Origin of the sequence: Caulobacter sp. DWR2-3-1b2, from assembly GCF_049896345.1 — a bacterium.
Classification (GTDB): Bacteria; Pseudomonadota; Alphaproteobacteria; order Caulobacterales; family Caulobacteraceae; genus Caulobacter.
Window position 1 is genome coordinate 236554 of record NZ_JAFCUC010000003.1, and the last position, 14638, is coordinate 251191.

General features: G+C 67.9%; 15 protein-coding genes. 10 read left to right on the forward strand and 5 right to left on the reverse strand.

The window, feature by feature from the left end; translation table 11 throughout:
- Positions 1 to 154: 154 nt before the first annotated feature.
- The 7 genes from tcyJ (at position 155) to ACP694_RS10460 (ending at position 6424) form a co-directional block, all read left to right on the forward strand.
- Complete coding sequence (gene tcyJ / locus ACP694_RS10430; RefSeq protein WP_426012145.1) at positions 155 to 955, forward strand: cystine ABC transporter substrate-binding protein; 801 nt, start codon at positions 155 to 157, stop codon at positions 953 to 955.
- A gap of 141 nt (positions 956 to 1096) precedes the next feature.
- On the forward strand, positions 1097 to 1753 hold the full coding sequence (tcyL, locus tag ACP694_RS10435; RefSeq protein WP_426012147.1) for a cystine ABC transporter permease: 657 nt from the start codon (positions 1097 to 1099) through the stop codon (positions 1751 to 1753).
- 8 nt (positions 1754 to 1761) lie between these two features.
- Positions 1762 to 2505 (forward strand): amino acid ABC transporter ATP-binding protein, encoded by a 744-nt coding sequence (locus ACP694_RS10440; RefSeq protein WP_426012566.1) that lies wholly within the window; start codon positions 1762 to 1764, stop codon positions 2503 to 2505.
- 63 nt (positions 2506 to 2568) lie between these two features.
- Positions 2569 to 2871 carry a hypothetical protein gene (locus tag ACP694_RS10445; RefSeq protein WP_426012149.1) on the forward strand — a complete coding sequence of 101 codons (303 nt, stop codon included), beginning with the start codon at positions 2569 to 2571 and terminating at the stop codon, positions 2869 to 2871.
- 65 nt (positions 2872 to 2936) lie between these two features.
- A complete protein-coding gene (gene recG, locus ACP694_RS10450) occupies positions 2937 to 5027 on the forward strand; it encodes an ATP-dependent DNA helicase RecG (protein ID WP_426012151.1) in 2091 nt (696 codons plus the stop codon).
- A 45-nt stretch (positions 5028 to 5072) separates the two neighbouring features.
- On the forward strand, positions 5073 to 6062 hold the full coding sequence (locus ACP694_RS10455; protein ID WP_426012152.1) for a phosphotransferase family protein: 990 nt from the start codon (positions 5073 to 5075) through the stop codon (positions 6060 to 6062).
- A complete protein-coding gene (locus ACP694_RS10460; RefSeq protein ID WP_426012153.1) occupies positions 6059 to 6424 on the forward strand; it encodes a DUF6285 domain-containing protein in 366 nt (121 codons plus the stop codon). Before ACP694_RS10455 ends, ACP694_RS10460 begins: the two co-directional genes overlap by 4 nt.
- Before the next feature lie 13 nt (positions 6425 to 6437).
- Here ACP694_RS10460 and ACP694_RS10465 read toward each other — a convergent pair whose 3' ends face one another.
- Together ACP694_RS10465 and ACP694_RS10470 are read right to left on the reverse strand one after the other, a co-directional pair.
- Positions 6438 to 7583 (reverse strand): DUF3089 domain-containing protein, encoded by a 1146-nt coding sequence (locus ACP694_RS10465; RefSeq protein ID WP_426012155.1) that lies wholly within the window; start codon positions 7581 to 7583, stop codon positions 6438 to 6440.
- Between the two features lie 50 nt (positions 7584 to 7633).
- Positions 7634 to 8836: an acetyl-CoA acetyltransferase gene (locus ACP694_RS10470; RefSeq protein ID WP_426012157.1), complete on the reverse strand. Its 1203-nt coding sequence runs from the start codon at positions 8834 to 8836 to the stop codon at positions 7634 to 7636.
- A gap of 63 nt (positions 8837 to 8899) precedes the next feature.
- Between ACP694_RS10470 and ACP694_RS10475 the strand changes: the two genes are divergently transcribed.
- Complete coding sequence (locus tag ACP694_RS10475; protein ID WP_426012159.1) at positions 8900 to 9157, forward strand: type II toxin-antitoxin system VapB family antitoxin; 258 nt, start codon at positions 8900 to 8902, stop codon at positions 9155 to 9157.
- Positions 9154 to 9540, forward strand: coding sequence for a type II toxin-antitoxin system VapC family toxin (locus tag ACP694_RS10480; RefSeq protein ID WP_426012161.1), 387 nt, complete (start codon positions 9154 to 9156; stop codon positions 9538 to 9540). Before ACP694_RS10475 ends, ACP694_RS10480 begins: the two co-directional genes overlap by 4 nt.
- Before the next feature lie 7 nt (positions 9541 to 9547).
- On the opposite strand, the gene ACP694_RS10485 is transcribed toward ACP694_RS10480, so the two are convergent.
- From ACP694_RS10485 to kdsA, 3 genes are all read right to left on the reverse strand, one after another.
- A complete protein-coding gene (locus ACP694_RS10485; protein ID WP_426012163.1) occupies positions 9548 to 11035 on the reverse strand; it encodes a hydroxymethylglutaryl-CoA synthase family protein in 1488 nt (495 codons plus the stop codon).
- Between the two features lie 144 nt (positions 11036 to 11179).
- The gene (rfaD, locus tag ACP694_RS10490) at positions 11180 to 12181 is read right to left on the reverse strand and encodes an ADP-glyceromanno-heptose 6-epimerase (RefSeq protein WP_426012165.1); all 1002 of its coding nucleotides are present in this window, start codon (positions 12179 to 12181) and stop codon (positions 11180 to 11182) included.
- Between the two features lie 9 nt (positions 12182 to 12190).
- Positions 12191 to 13063 carry a 3-deoxy-8-phosphooctulonate synthase gene (gene kdsA, locus ACP694_RS10495; protein ID WP_426012166.1) on the reverse strand — a complete coding sequence of 291 codons (873 nt, stop codon included), beginning with the start codon at positions 13061 to 13063 and terminating at the stop codon, positions 12191 to 12193.
- A gap of 63 nt (positions 13064 to 13126) precedes the next feature.
- Between kdsA and ACP694_RS10500 the strand changes: the two genes are divergently transcribed.
- Positions 13127 to 14575: a cryptochrome/photolyase family protein gene (locus ACP694_RS10500; RefSeq protein ID WP_426012168.1), complete on the forward strand. Its 1449-nt coding sequence runs from the start codon at positions 13127 to 13129 to the stop codon at positions 14573 to 14575.
- Positions 14576 to 14638 lie beyond the last annotated feature (63 nt).

The following is a 14638-nucleotide window of genomic DNA, read 5'->3' on the forward strand; positions in this document are numbered from 1 at the left end:
CTCTTGGACCGCAGGAAGACAGAGCGTGCGGCGCCCGTCAGGTTAATTCGCGGTCAGGTTGGATCGTCCGGACCCGACGTCGCCGCTTGCCTCTAGCGGCCGGACACGGGCTGTATAGAACTGGACGTTCGACTTTCGCTCTTGAGGCTTCCGCATGCGATTCCCCGTTCGTCGTCAGCTCCTGCTTGGCCTCGCCCTAGGCGCCGCTGGCCTCATCCTCGCCGGCTGCGGCAGCCAGTCCGGCAATGTCGCGCAGACCGGCCTCAAGCGTATCGAGGCGACCAAGACCCTGCGGATCGGGCTCGAAGGCACCTATCCGCCGTTTAACTTCCAGGGCAAGGACGGCCAGCTTACCGGTTTCGAGGTCGACTTCGCCAAGGCCCTGGCCGCCCAGATGAAGGTCAAGGCCGAGTTCTCGCCATCGCCGTTCGCCGGCCTGTTGGGCGCGCTGGAATCCAAGCGCATCGACGTGGTGATCAACCAGATCACCATCACTCCCGAGCGCGCCGCCAAGTACGACTTCTCGCGGCCCTATACGATCTCCGGCATCCAGATCATCACCCGTAAGGGCCAGACGGGCGTCGCCGCGCCCGCCGACCTGGCTGGCAAGAAGGTGGGTGTCGGCCTGGGCACCAATTACGAGAGCTGGCTGCGGGCCAATGCGCCCGGCGCCATCGTCCGTACCTATGACGACGACCCCACCAAGTACCAGGACCTGAAGGCTGGCCGTATCGACGCGGTGCTCAACGACCGGCTGGTGGCCGCCGACTTCGTCAAGACCACGCCGGATTTCGTGGCCTCGGGCCCGGCCTTCGCCAGCCAGGGTATGGGCGTGGCCATGCTGCGCGATCCGGCCCTGAAGGTGGCGATCGACGAAGCCATCGACGCGATGCGCGCCGACGGGCAGTTGGCGGCGATCTCGATCAAGTGGTTCGGCGCGGACGTGACGAAGTGAGGCTGACAAAAAACGGTTGTCATCCCGGACGAGCGCGCAGCGCGAAGATCCGGGACCGACGCGTGAACGCTGGCGCTTCCGGCGGTCCCGGATCTGCGCTCCGCTTGTCCGGGATGACAAACTTGGTGGGTTCGGTCTGATATGTCCGCCGCGCTCGACCTGCTCGCGGAGTCCGCCCCGCTGCTCCTGAAAGGCGCGGGCTACACCGTGCTGCTCAGTGTCATCGGCATGGGTGTGGGCTTGGTGATCGGTTTCGGCCTGGCCCTGATGCGGCTCTCCCGCAGTCCCCTGCTGCGCTGGCCGGCGGCGGTCTATGTGTCGGCGATCCGGGGCACGCCGCTGCTGGTGCAGCTGTTCCTGATCTATTACGGCCTGCCGCAGTTGGGGATCGAGCTGCCGCCGCTGCTGGCGGCCGGCATCGGCTTTTCGATCAACATCGGCGCCTATGCCGGCGAGATCCTGCGCAGCGCCATCGCCGCCGTCGACAAGGGCCAGTGGGAGGCCGCCAGCGTGCTGGGCATGAGCCGCGGTCAGGCCCTGCGCCGGGTGATCCTGCCCCAGGCCGCCCGCACCGCCGTCGCGCCCCTTGCCAACAGCTTCATCAGCCTGGTCAAGGACACCTCCCTGGCCGCCACGATCCAGGTGCCCGAGCTGTTCCGCCAGGCCCAGCTGATCACCGCCCGCACCTACGAGATCTTCACCATGTATCTGGCGGCCGCCGCCCTCTACTGGATCCTGTCCAGCCTGCTGGCCCTGGGCCAGGGCCGGCTGGAGCGCCAGGCGGAGAACGGTCGATGAGCGACAGCATGGGGAGCGCCATAGCCGCCACGGGCCTGGTCAAGCGCTTCGCCGCCGTCACCGTGCTGAACGGAGTCGACCTGACCGTCAGCCCCGGCGAGGTGGTGGCGATCATCGGTCCCAGCGGCTCGGGCAAGAGCACCCTGCTGCGCTGCCTGGCGGGCCTCGAGCTGATCGACAGCGGAACCCTCACCGTCGCCGGCTTGACCGCTGGCGGAAAAGTCCCTCTCGCCCGCGCGCTGAAGGGCCGGGTCGGCTTCGTCTTCCAGAACTTCAACCTCTTCCCGCACCGCACCGCCGCCCAGAACGTCGCCGAGGGCCCGATCGTCGTGCGCGGCGAGAAATCCGCCGTGGCGCTGGACAAGGCCAGGGCCCTGCTGACCAAGGTCGGCCTGGGTCACCGGGTCGACGCCTATCCGCGCGAACTCTCCGGCGGCCAGCAGCAACGCTGCGCCATCGCCCGCGCCCTGGCCATGGATCCGGAGGTTATTCTGTTCGATGAACCGACCTCGGCGCTCGACCCCGAACTGGTCGGCGAAGTGCTGACCGTGATCCGCGACCTGGCCGCCGAGAAGCGCACGATGGTGATCGTCACCCACCAGATGGACTTCGCGCGAGATGTGGCAGATCGGACGATCTTCATGGATGACGGCGTTATTATTGAACAAGGCCCTTCCAACGCCGTGCTGGGTTCGCCTAAGGAAGAGCGCACGCGGCGATTCCTCAGCAAGGTGAGCGGACTTAGGTCATAATTTGGCCCTCGGCGCCCCCCACCTCATCGCCGCCGACGCCGTGTGCATTGAGGCGAGGTCCTAGTGAAACCCTATATTGATCTGCAAGGCGCCAATGGCGCGGTCTACCGTTACAAGCTGGCCGAGGATCGCGACCCTCGGACGACGATCGCTGGCAATTTCATCTTCGTCGATGCGAGCGGAACCGTGGTCTATGCCGGTGAAGCCAACAACCTGCATGGAGCGGGCAACCGCTTCCCCGAGGCGTCGGAAAAGCACAAGGCCGAGTATCTGTACACGCGCCTCAACGTGTCGGGCGCCTCGCGCGCCGAGGAGCTGCAGGACATCATCACGTCGCTGAAGCCGGTGATGAACAAGGGCGAATAGCTCCTGCGACATCCGCGCATCGGCGACGTCCACATCTGACGCACGCTTCGCTATGGTGAAGCCCTATGCGCCCCGAGATTCTCTTTCCGCTGTTCACGCCGGTCTCCACCCTCAAGGGCGTGGGGCCGCGCGTCGCGCCGCTGGTTGAACGGCTGGCGGGGCCGATCGTGCGCGACGTGCTGTTCACGCCGCCCACAAGCCTGATCCGCCGGACGGCCACCACCTCCGATCGGGCCATCGACGGCCAGGTCCAGACCTTCGTGGTCACCATCGACGCCCACCTGCCGCCGCAGCGTCCGGGTCAGCCCTGGCGCGTGCGGGCCTGGGACGAGCACGGCTTTGTCACCTTGACCTGGTTCAAGGGTTTCGGCTCGCATCTGGAGCGCGCCCACCCGGTCGGCGCACGACGGGCGGTCAGCGGCAAGGTCGAGCGGTTTGGCAGCGAGATCCAGGTCGCCCATCCCGACTATCTGTTCGAGGCCGACCGCGCGGGCGACATCCCGCCGGTCGAGGCCGTCTATCCCGCCACCGCCGGCCTGCCCTCGCGCACCTTCCGCAAGTTCGCCCTTGAGGCCCTGGAGCGCGCCGCCGCCCTGCCCGAATGGCAGGACCCGGCCTGGATGACCCGCGAAGGCTTTCCCGCCTGGCGCGAGGCGCTGGCCCTGCTGCACAATCCCCAGGCCGAGATCGACCTGTCGCCGCTGTCGGTCACGCGTCGCCGCCTGGCCTATGACGAACTTCTGGCTCACCAACTGGCCCTGGCCCAGCGCAAGGCGGCCAAGCGCGCCCACCCCGCCCCGCGCATTATGGCCGGCGACCTGTCGGACGCCGCTGAAAAGGCCCTGCCCTTCCGCCTGACCGGCGCCCAGATCCGCGCCCTGTCCGAGGTCCGCGGCGATGTCGCCAGCGGCGAGCGCATGGGCCGGCTGCTGCAGGGCGATGTCGGCTCGGGCAAGACCGTGGTGGCCATGCTCGCCATGGCCGACGCCGCCGCCTCGGGCCTGCAGTCAGCCCTGATGGCCCCCACCGAGATCCTGGCCCGCCAGCACTACGAGACCCTGGCCCCGCCGCTGGAGGCCCAGGGTCTGGCGGTGATCCTGCTGACGGGGCGCGACAAGGGCGCCGCCCGCGCCTCGAAACTAGCCAAGCTGGCCGACGGATCGGCCGCCGTGGTCGTCGGCACCCACGCCCTTTTCCAGGACGACGTGGCGTTCAGCGCGCTCGGCCTGACCATTATCGACGAGCAACACCGGTTCGGCGTCAACGAACGCAAGCGCCTGCAGACCAAGGGGCTTCATCCTGACTTGGGGGGCGCCCACCTGCTGGCCATGTCGGCCACCCCGATCCCGCGCACCCTGGAACTGACGATGTTCGGCGACCTGGACGTCTCGCGCATCGACGAGAAGCCGCCCGGCCGCACGCCCGTCGCTACCCGCGCCGCGCCGACCCCGCGCATTCCCGAAATCATCGCCCGTCTGAAGGCGGCGGCCGAGGGCGGGGCCCAGGCCTTCTGGATCTGCCCGCTGGTCTCGGAATCCGACAAGATCGACCTGCGCGACGCCGAGCGCCGCTCCGCCAGCTTGCGCGAGGCCATCGGTCCCAGCGTCGGGCTGGTCCACGGCCAGATGAACGCCGCCGACAAGGACGCGGTGATGGCCGACTTCGTGGACGGCAAGGTCAGCGTGCTGGTCGCCACCACCGTGGTCGAGGTCGGGGTCAATGTGCCCAACGCCAGCATCATGGTGATCGAGCACGCCGACCGCTTCGGGCTCGCGCAGCTGCACCAACTGCGCGGGCGCGTGGGCCGAGGGTCGCGCGAGAGTTCCTGCGTGCTGCTCTACGACCCGCCGCTGTCGGAGGTGGCCCAGCAGCGACTCGACATCCTGCGCCGTAGCGACGACGGCTTCGAGATCGCCGAAAAGGACCTGGAGCTGCGCGGCGGCGGCGATCCTCTGGGCCTCAAGCAGAGCGGCTTCCCCGCCTACCGCCTGGCCGACCCGGTGGCCCACCGCGACCTGATCGCCGTGGCCGCCGACGACGCCCGGCTGATCCTGGCCCGCGACCCGGACCTGACCTCGCCGCGCGGCCTGGCGGTGCGGACCCTGCAGGAACTGTTCGACTGGAAATCGGCCTCGCCCCTGAACGACGCGGGGTAGGCCAGCCGACGAAGTCGGCTTGAATGACGCTGGGTAAGGGCTGAAATGCTGGCGACCATGGATGTTCCGGCCGCCCTCTCCGCCTTGGCGCCGCGCCTGTCACCCGGCGCGGCGACGGCGCTCAACGCCCGGCGGTTGTCGGGCGGCGCCAGCCTTGAAACCTGGGCTTTCGACCTCGACGACGGCGCGGCGCTAATCCTGCGTCGGCGCCCGCCGTCGGCGCTGATGAGCGACACCGCCCTGCCCCTGGCCACCGAGGCCGTTCTGCTGGCCGCCGTCCGTCCGCGTGGCGCGCCCGTGCCTGAGGTGGTCCATGTCTGCGCGCCAGAGGACGGCCTCGGCGAGGCCTATCTCATGCGCCGGCTGGAGGGCGAGACCCTGGGCAAGCGCATCGTCCGCGACGAGGCCTTCGCCGGCGTGCGGCCTGGCCTAGCGCGCCGGTGCGGCGAGGTGCTCGCGGCGATCCACGCCACGCCCCTGGAGGGCCTGCCGCCCTTGGCGACCTCCGACGCCGCCAACGAACTTCAGCGCTACGAGGCGGTCTACCGCGAACTTCGCCCGCAACGGCCGATCTTCGAAGCCGCCTTCCGCTGGTTGGAAAGCCGCGCGCCACCGCTCGAGCGGCCGGTGCTGGTCCACGGTGATTTTCGCAACGGTAACCTGATGATCCACCCCGCCAGCGGCCTGGTCGGGGTTCTCGACTGGGAGCTGGCCCACCTCGGCGACCCGGCCGAGGATCTGGGCTGGATCTGCGTCAATTCCTGGCGATTCGGGCAATGGCGGAGGCCGGTCGGCGGGTTCGGTGACTATCAGGACCTGCTCGACGGCCACGCGGCGGCCGGCGGCGGGGCGGTGTCGCTGGAACGTCTGTTGTTCTGGCAGGCCCTGGGCTCGCTGAAATGGGGCGTCATGTGCCTGATGATGTATGCGAGCTTCGCCTCGGGCGCCGATCGCTCGATCGAGCGGGCGATGATCGGCCGCCGCGCAAGCGAGGCCGAAATCGACCTCGTTCTACTGATGAAGCGGCTAGGATGATCACCCACCCCACCGCCGACGAACTGCGCGAGGCCCTGGCCGGGATCGACGAGGCCTCGGCCGGTGATGCGCGCGCGGCGTTCCTGGCGAGGGTCGCCGACAATGCCCGCGCCACGCTTGAGCGCGAAGCAGCCCTCGGCCCGGTGGCGGAGGCGGCGGCGGTGGCGCGGTTGAAAGTCCTGCTGGGCGTGGACGGCGGTTTCGAGGCGCTGAACGCCGAGCTCTGCGCCCGCCTGAGCGACGGCCGGCTATCGCCCCTAGACCCGGCGATGCTCGCCCATCTGCAGGCCAGCGTGATCGACCAGATCGCCATAGACCAGCCGAGCTATTCGGGTCTGATGGCGCTGGCCGAGCCTTGCTAACGCCGGACCATCGTCATGGCTGATCCGACGGGGCGCCCGGAATGCGAACCAGATCCGTGCGCGCCCTCAGCGTCGCTACCCGCGCCAAGGCGTCGGCCTCGACGTCGGCCCAGAACAGGTTGAAGCCGTCGACCTTGCGGCGATCGGTCCAGGACCCGGAATCCCGCAGCGACGTCGATTTCGGCCGACCAGTGTGCAGCAGCCCGTTCTCGCACTGCGCCCAGACCTGGCGCTTGAGCAAGGCGGGTCGCGAGCCCCATTCGAGGCCGGTGGCGTTGGCCGAGCCGAGGTTGAGCCGCGCGGGCTGGCGCACCTCGGTCTGGGCGCCGACCAACGGGTTGACGCACAGCGGTGCGCGGCCTTCGAGATTGATCAGGTCGCCCGCGCTGCTCCAGACCAGGGACCGACCGGTAAACTCCTGGGCCTGCTGGAAATCGCCGTCCACCAGCGACGCCCAGGCCACCACGCACTCAGCCTGGGCCCGATTGGCGCAGGCCGGGACCGCCGCGTCGGGGCCGTATTCATCGGCGGGGACCACCGTCTCGATCAGATAGACCGCCGCCAGCCGAGCCCTCACGGCCGGGTTCGGCGCGATCTCATCGTTCAGCAGGCGCGCCGCCAGGATGCCGCCCTGTTCGACCCCGACCAGCACGATCGGCCGGCCGTTATTGTCGTGTTGCAGGTAGTAGCGGAAGGCTTGGCGCACGTCGTCATAGGCGAAGCGCCGGGCGTCGCGGGCGTCGTCGCGCAGGGTCAGGAAAGTGTAGAGGCTGGCCTGGCGATAGTGCGGCGCGAAGATTCGCCCGACCCGCGCGAACGGCGCGGCGTAGTTGGGCAGCATCACGCGGTTTAGGTAACGGGCGGCCTTGGGCTGGTCGTAGGGCGCGTTCCAGTCGCGGCCGCCGTCATAGGTGGTGGGGTGCACGAAGAACACGTCGGCCGGACCCGCCGTGGCGGCCCGGGAACGCAAAACCCAGGCGGCGGGCTTGGCGTAGTCGGGAGCCGGCGGCGGCTCATAGGTCTGGAACGGCACCTTGGGATCGAGCGTGGTGCGCAGGATGTCGTAGCGCCAATAGAAGGCCGCCGACAGGAACACGGCCAGGAACAGCACGCTCCCCACGAAGATCCAGCGTTTGAAACCCTTGAAGCGCTCGCCCATGGGCCTTGCGATACCACGAAGTCCGGGGGCCGCGCGAGCGGTCGAAAGGCCTAGGCGCCCTCCTGCCCAATGATCGCCACCGAACAAACATTGCTGGCCGGCGCGCCGCCCAGATTGTGGGTCATGCCCAGCACCGGGTCCTTCAACTGTCGCTCGCCGGCCCTGCCCTGAAGCTGCAGATACATCTCGTAGAGCATACGCAGGCCCGAGGCCCCGATGGGGTGGCCAAAACACTTGAGGCCCCCGTCGATCTGGCACGGCAGGCCGCCGTCGGCGTCATAGAAGCCGTCCAGCACGTCGCGCCAGCCCTGGCCCTCCGGCGAGATGAACAGGTCTTCCATCGTCACCAGCTCGGTGATCGAGAAGCAGTCGTGCACCTCCATCATCGAGATCTGCTCGCGCGGCCGCTCGACGCCGGCCTCGCGGTAGGCCTTGCCGGCGGCGATACGAGCCGTGTGGAAGTAGCTGCCGTCCCAGCCATTGTACTGGCTCTCATAGCCGTTGGAGACCGACAGCTGCAGGGCCTTGACCATGGTCAGGTTGCGCTTGCCCATCGCCCGGGCGATCTCCGGCGTGGTGACGATGGCGGCGGCCGCCCCGTCCGACACGCCGCAGCAGTCGAACAGGCCCAGGGGCTCGGCGATCATCGGGGCGTTGAGCACCTGCTCCTCGGTCACGGCCTTGCGCAGGTGCGCCTTCGGATTCTTGACGCCGTTGGCGTGGCTCTTGACCGAGACATGGGCGATGGCCCGCTTGAGGTCTTCGCGCGACACCCCGTGCTTGGCGCGGTAAGCGCTTGCCAGCTGGGCGAAGTTGCCGGGGGCCGAGCCGTTGGGGATGATCTGCGGCGACAGCGTGCCGGGACTGCCGACCGGCAGGCCGCCATAGCCGGTGTCCTTCAGCTTCTCGACGCCCACGGCGATGGCGATGTCGGCCGCCCCCGCCGCCACGGCATAGACCGCGCCGCGAAAGGCCTCCGAGCCCGAGGCGCAGAAGTTCTCCACCCGGGTCACGGCGATATTGGGCAGGCGCAGGGCGATCGAGAGCGGCGTGCCGCCCTTGCCCGTGCCCAACTCGTCGACATGGGTCGAGAACCAGGCCGCGTCCAGCTGACTGGGCTCGATGCCCGCGTCGGCCATGGCCTCGATATAGGCCTCGACCATCAGGTCGTCGGGGCCGGCGTCCCAGCGCTCGCCGAACTTGCTGCAGCCCATCCCCAGGATGGCGACCTTGTCGCGAATGCCCTTGGCCATGTGGTGCTCCTTGAATGTTAGCGAGACTTCTCGTTCGCCAGGATTGGGTGTATTTTCAATCCCATGGTGTTTGCGATCCAGGATAAGACTCTTGAGCTGGCCGAAGAGCTGGCCAAACGGACAGGCATGAGTCTGGACGGTGTGGTGACCCACGCCCTGCGCGCCGAACTTGAACGCACCAAACCGCTGCCACCTCGGCTGAGCCGCGAGGAGATGTTGGCGGCTGTTGCGGAGATCCAGGCGCGCGTTCGCGCGCTGCCGATACTGGACCCGCGCACGCCTGAAGACATGCTGTATGATGAGGACGGACTGCCGAAGTGATCGTGGTCGATACGTCCGCGATCCTGGCGATTTTGTGGGAAGAAACCGAATCGTCTCTTTTCAGGGACCGCATCGCGGGCGCAGAGAGCGCCTTGATCTCCGCCGCGACGCGTCTTCAAGCCCACATCGTCTGTTTGAAGCGCCGAGGTCTCGAGAATGTCGCAGCGTTGGACCTGCTTCTGGCGAGGCTGCAGGTCGTCACGATCCCCTTCGACGAGCACCAATTCTTGCTGGCCCGTCAGGCGTTCAGCCAATATCGACAGGGCCGCTACGGCCTGAACTACGGCGACTGCTTCAGTTACGCCCTGGCCAAATCTCGCGACCTGCCGCTGCTGTTCAAGGGCGAGGACTTCTCCGCCACCGATGTTAAGCGCGCGCTCTGACACCGACCTACTCCGCCGCGATCGCGGTCTGAGCCGCCATCGCCGCCCGGTCCGGCGCGGCCTTCCAGAAGTAGCGAACAAAGCCGCGCTTCTCATCGACGTCCTTGATGCGGAACACCATCTTGACCGGCAGGCCGCTGTCGACCTCGCCCTGCTCGACGTCGGTGATGTCCATCATGATCCGCCCGCCGCCCTCGAACACGATCATGCCGTAGTGGTTGGGCGGGCTCATTGAGAAGGTCAGGAAGTCGGCCGAGTAGCTCAGCACCGAGGCGCGGCGCTCGGCGAAGCGGTATGGCTCCTGGGTGTCGACGGCGGGATTGTTGGGCGCCACCGAGATTCGGGTGCGGGGGAACTGCACAACGCCGGTCTCGCGGCAGCGGCCGCCGACCAGGCCCAGGATCATGTCCTGGTTGCGATAGAGGGTGGTCAGGGCCGTCTTGTTGTCCTTCTCGGCCCTCATGCCCTTGTCCCATTCAATGAGGCCGTTGAAGGTGAGGAATTTCAGGTAGTTCTCCTCAACTCTTCGGTCGAGTAAGGCGCCTGTGACGCCTCGCGCCGGACAGGCGTTCGTCGCGGCGTCGGTCACACGGAACACCAGGGCTTCCGCGCCCTGGCCGAACTGCGCGACCAGGATCACGTCGCCGGCCTTGGCCTCTTCCAGAGCATGGGCCAGCATCAGCGGGCCATGGGCGCAGCCCGCCTCGCCGAGGGTCAGGGCCAGGTTGTCGCGCACAGCTTCGGGGGCAATCCCCACCGTCTTGGCCAGGCTGGCGGCCATGCCCGAGAATGTCGAGGGGAAGCAGAAATGGGTGATGTCTGAAGCCATTAAGCCCGCATCCTCCAGCGCGCCGCGAATGGCCGGCGGGACGAGTTTGACGATGCCTTCGTCGCGAATCCAGCGCTCTTCCCAGCCGTAGTCGAACTCGGCGTCCGCGCCTCGGAAGTGATCGACGAAGTCATCGGTGACGCTGCCGCGTCCCAGGAACTCCGCCGCTCCCGCCTCGGCCGATACTACGAACGCCGTCGCGCCGTCGCCGAAGTCCAACTCCTGGGGTGAAGCGGCGCGGGCTCGACGATGCTCGCCGGTCGCCACCAGGGCGCGTTGGGCCGCCCCGCCCATCACCGCCGCCAGGGCCTGACCGAGCGCGGCAAGCCCGCAGCGCTGCGAGCCGGTGATGTCGGCCGAGCTGATCGACTTTTCCAAGGTCAGGGCGGCGGCGACGATCCCGGCGTTCTGACGGTCGACGAACGGCGCTGTCGTCGAGGCGAAATAGAGCGCGTCGATGGCCGAGCGGTCGTCGCCCGGACCCAGCGCGTCGCGGGCGGCCTCGACCGCCATGGTCAGCGCGTCCTCGTCCCAGTTGGCCATCGCGCGTTCGCCCTTGGCCTTGGCGCGAAGATTCGGCGCGACCCAGGCATTGGCTGTCGTGACCGCCTTGCGGCTGAGACGAAGGCGGGGCGCGTAGACGCCCCAGGCGGCGATGCCGACCATATTCCACTCCCGGATCGACGCCTGTCTTGGCCACTTATCGACGGTTAGCCTACGCTCGCGGAAGGGGGCGGCAAGTGTGACCCGACGTCAGTCAGCGCGCTCCACGATTGGGGCATGCGCATGCGCATGCCCCAGCCGCAGATCTCAGCGGTAGGGATCGTCCGTGTTCAAGAACCCGGCCACATAGTCCTCGACGCCATCCTCGAGCGCGGTCATTGGCGCGTTGTAGCCGGCGGCCCGCAGGCGATCCATCCTGGCCTCGGTGAAGTACTGGTACTTGCCGCGCAGCACCTCGGGCATGTCGACATAGTCGATGTCCGGCGCGCGGCCGACGGCGCGGAAGGTGGCCTCGGCCAGGGCCTTGAACGAGCGGGCCTTGCCAGAACCCAGGTTATAGACGCCGTTGACCTGCGGGCTCTTGGCCAGCCAGGCGACCACGTCGGCCACGTCGCGCACATAGACGAAGTCGCGCAGCTGGCCGCCGTCTTCGTAGTCGGGGTTGTGCGACTTGAAGAGCTTGACGCCTTCGCCGACCGCGACCTTGGGCCAGATCTGGCACACCACCGACTTCATGCCGCCCTTGTGGTCCTCGTTGGGGCCATAGACGTTGAAGAACTTCAGCCCGACCCACTGAGACGGGCGCGCGCCGCGCTCGGCTTCGCGCACGGCGTAGAGGTCGAACAGCGCCTTGGACCAACCATAGGCGTTGAGCGGCCGCAGGGCCTTGAGGCTGTCGCTGTCATCCAGCCCTTCGAAGCCCTGCCGGCCATCGCCATAGGTCGCGGCCGACGAAGCGTAGATGAGCCGGCGCTGGTGGGCGGCGCACCACCGCCAGAGATCCCTCGACAGAGTAAAGTTCGAATGGATGATCTTGTCGGCGTCAGGCTCGGTGGTCGAGGACACCGCGCCCATGTGGACCACCAGCTCGACGTCCTCGCCGCGCAAGGCCAGCCAGTCGAACAGGGCCTCGGGGGCCACGAAATCGGCGATCGGCGACTTGGCGAGGTTGCGCCACTTGTTCTCGGCCGCCTCGCCCAGCCAGTCGCAGACCACCACGTCGAAGGCGGGGTCTTCGCAGAGCTTGGCGACAATGTTGGAGCCGATGAACCCGGCGCCGCCGGTGACGAGGATGACGCGTCTGGACATGGAAGCGTCTTACGCCGCTCGCACCCGCTTCGCCAAGGCGTCGAACTCCAGCAGGTCGGCGACCAAGGCTTCGAACCGGCTCATCGGCACCATGTTGGGGCCGTCGGAGGGGGCATTGTCGGGGTCGGGATGGGTCTCGATGAACACCGTGGCGACGCCGACGGCGACGGCGGCGCGGGCCAGGATCGGCACGAACTCGCGCTGACCGCCCGAGGACGTGCCCTGCCCGCCCGGCTGCTGGACGCTGTGGGTGGCGTCGAACACTACCGGGCAGCCGATTTCCTTCATGATCGGCAACGACCGCATGTCCGAGACCAGGGTGTTGTAGCCGAACGAAGCGCCACGCTCGCAGGCCATGACATTGGGATTGCCGGCGCCAGTGATCTTGGCGATCACGTTCTTCATGTCCCAGGGCGCCAGGAACTGGCCCTTCTTGACGTTGATCGCCCGGCCGGTGGCGGCGGCGGCCAGCAGCAGATCGGTCTGGCGGCACAGGAAGGCCGGGATCTGGATGACGTCAACGGCCTCGGCGACGGCCTCGCAGTGGCTGATCTCGTGGACATCGGTCAGGGTCGGCAGGCCGGTGACCTGGCGGATTTCCTGGAAGATCGGTAGGCTCTCGTGCAACCCGATGCCGCGCTGCGCGCTGGCCGAGGTGCGGTTGGCCTTGTCGTAGCTGGTCTTGTAGATCAGGCCGACGCCCAGGCGGTCGGCGATCTCCTTCAGGGCATGGGCGGTCTCCAGCGCGTGCTGGCGGCTTTCCATCTGACAGGGGCCGGCGATGATCGACAGCCGCTCGGCGTTACCGATCCTGACAGGGGCGCCCTTGCCTGTCTTGATCTCGATGACGGCGTTGGGGGCGACGGCGTGTTGCTGACTCAAGAGGGAACTTCCGGATAAGGGTGTCGTTTCAGGCGCCCAACAGGTGGCCTTTCAAACGGGACGGTGCAAGTGGCGATCGACAGCAGCGAAAGTACGCCCATCCTTGTCTGGCTGCGCCAGGACCTGCGTCTGACGGACAATTCCGCCCTTATCGCGGCGGCCCAAACCGGGCGTGCGGTGATCCCGCTCTATATTCTCGACGAAACCCCCGGCGTCCGCCCGATGGGCGCGGCGTCGCTGTGGTGGCTGGACAGGTCGCTGGCCGCGCTGGCCGCGTCGCTCGAGGCGATCGGCTCGCGGCTGGTGTTGCGCAAGGGCGTCGCAGAGACGATCCTCGCCGACATCATCGCCGAAACCGGCGCGACTTGCGTGCTATGGAACCGCCTGTACGACCCCGCCGCCATCGACCGCGACACGGCCATCAAGGCGCGACTGAAGGACGGCGGCGTCGAATGTGAGAGCTTCAACGCCAGCCTGCTCAACGAGCCGTGGACGGTGAAGAACGGCTCCGGCCTCCCCTACAAGGTCTTTACCCCTTACTGGCGCGCCGCGCGGGGTCAGCTCGGCCCCGTGCACGTCGAACCGGCGCCGAAGACGCTGGCCGCGCCCGACGCGTGGCCCGCGAGCGACGCCCTCGCCGGCTGGAACCTGCACCCCACGAAACCTGACTGGTCAAAGGGCTTCGACCCGTGGACGCCGGGGGAGGCCGGCGCCTTGGAGCGGCTGGACGACTTCCTGTCCGGGTCCGTCGACGGCTATGGCCAGAAGCGCGACTTCCCCGGCGTCGAGGCCGGCTCGCGGCTTTCGCCCCACCTGCACTTTGGAGAGATCGGCCCGCGCCAGGTCTGGGTCGCCGCACGCCAGGCCGCCGAAGCCGGCGACGCCCCGGCCGGCGAGGTCGAGAAGTTCCTCTCGGAGTTGGGTTGGCGCGAGTTCAACGCCTCGATCCTGTTCCACAACCCAACCCTGCCGACAGCAAACTTCCGGCCGGAGTTCGACGGCTTCCCGTGGGCCAAGGACCCGGCCGCCTTCGAGGCCTGGAGCCAGGGGCGCACCGGCTATCCGATCGTCGACGCCGGGATGCGCGAGATGTGGGCCACCGGCTTCATGCACAATCGGGTGCGGATGATCGTTGGCTCCTTCCTGATCAAGCACCTGCTGATCGACTGGCGCGAGGGCGAGGCCTGGTTCTGGGACACGCTCGTCGATGCGGATCTCGCCAACAATGTCGGCAATTGGCAGTGGGTGGCCGGCAGCGGGGCCGACGCCGCGCCCTATTTCCGGATCTTCAACCCGATCGCCCAAGGCCAGAAGTTCGATCCGGCCGGAACCTATGTCCGGCGGTGGGTTCCGGAACTGGCGAACCTTCCTGACGCCCTGCTCCACGAGCCTTGGAAAGCCGCCGCGCAACTAAGCGCCGCCGCGGCTCGTACCTATGCCAAGCCGGTGGTGGGGCATGCGGCGGCGCGCGAGCGGGCGCTGGGGGCCTATCGCAGCCTGAAGGGGGACTAGCGCCCTCGTCGGGCTGCGATTTCTCCCCATTTACACATCGGTTTCGAGTGCTTTAACTTTCTC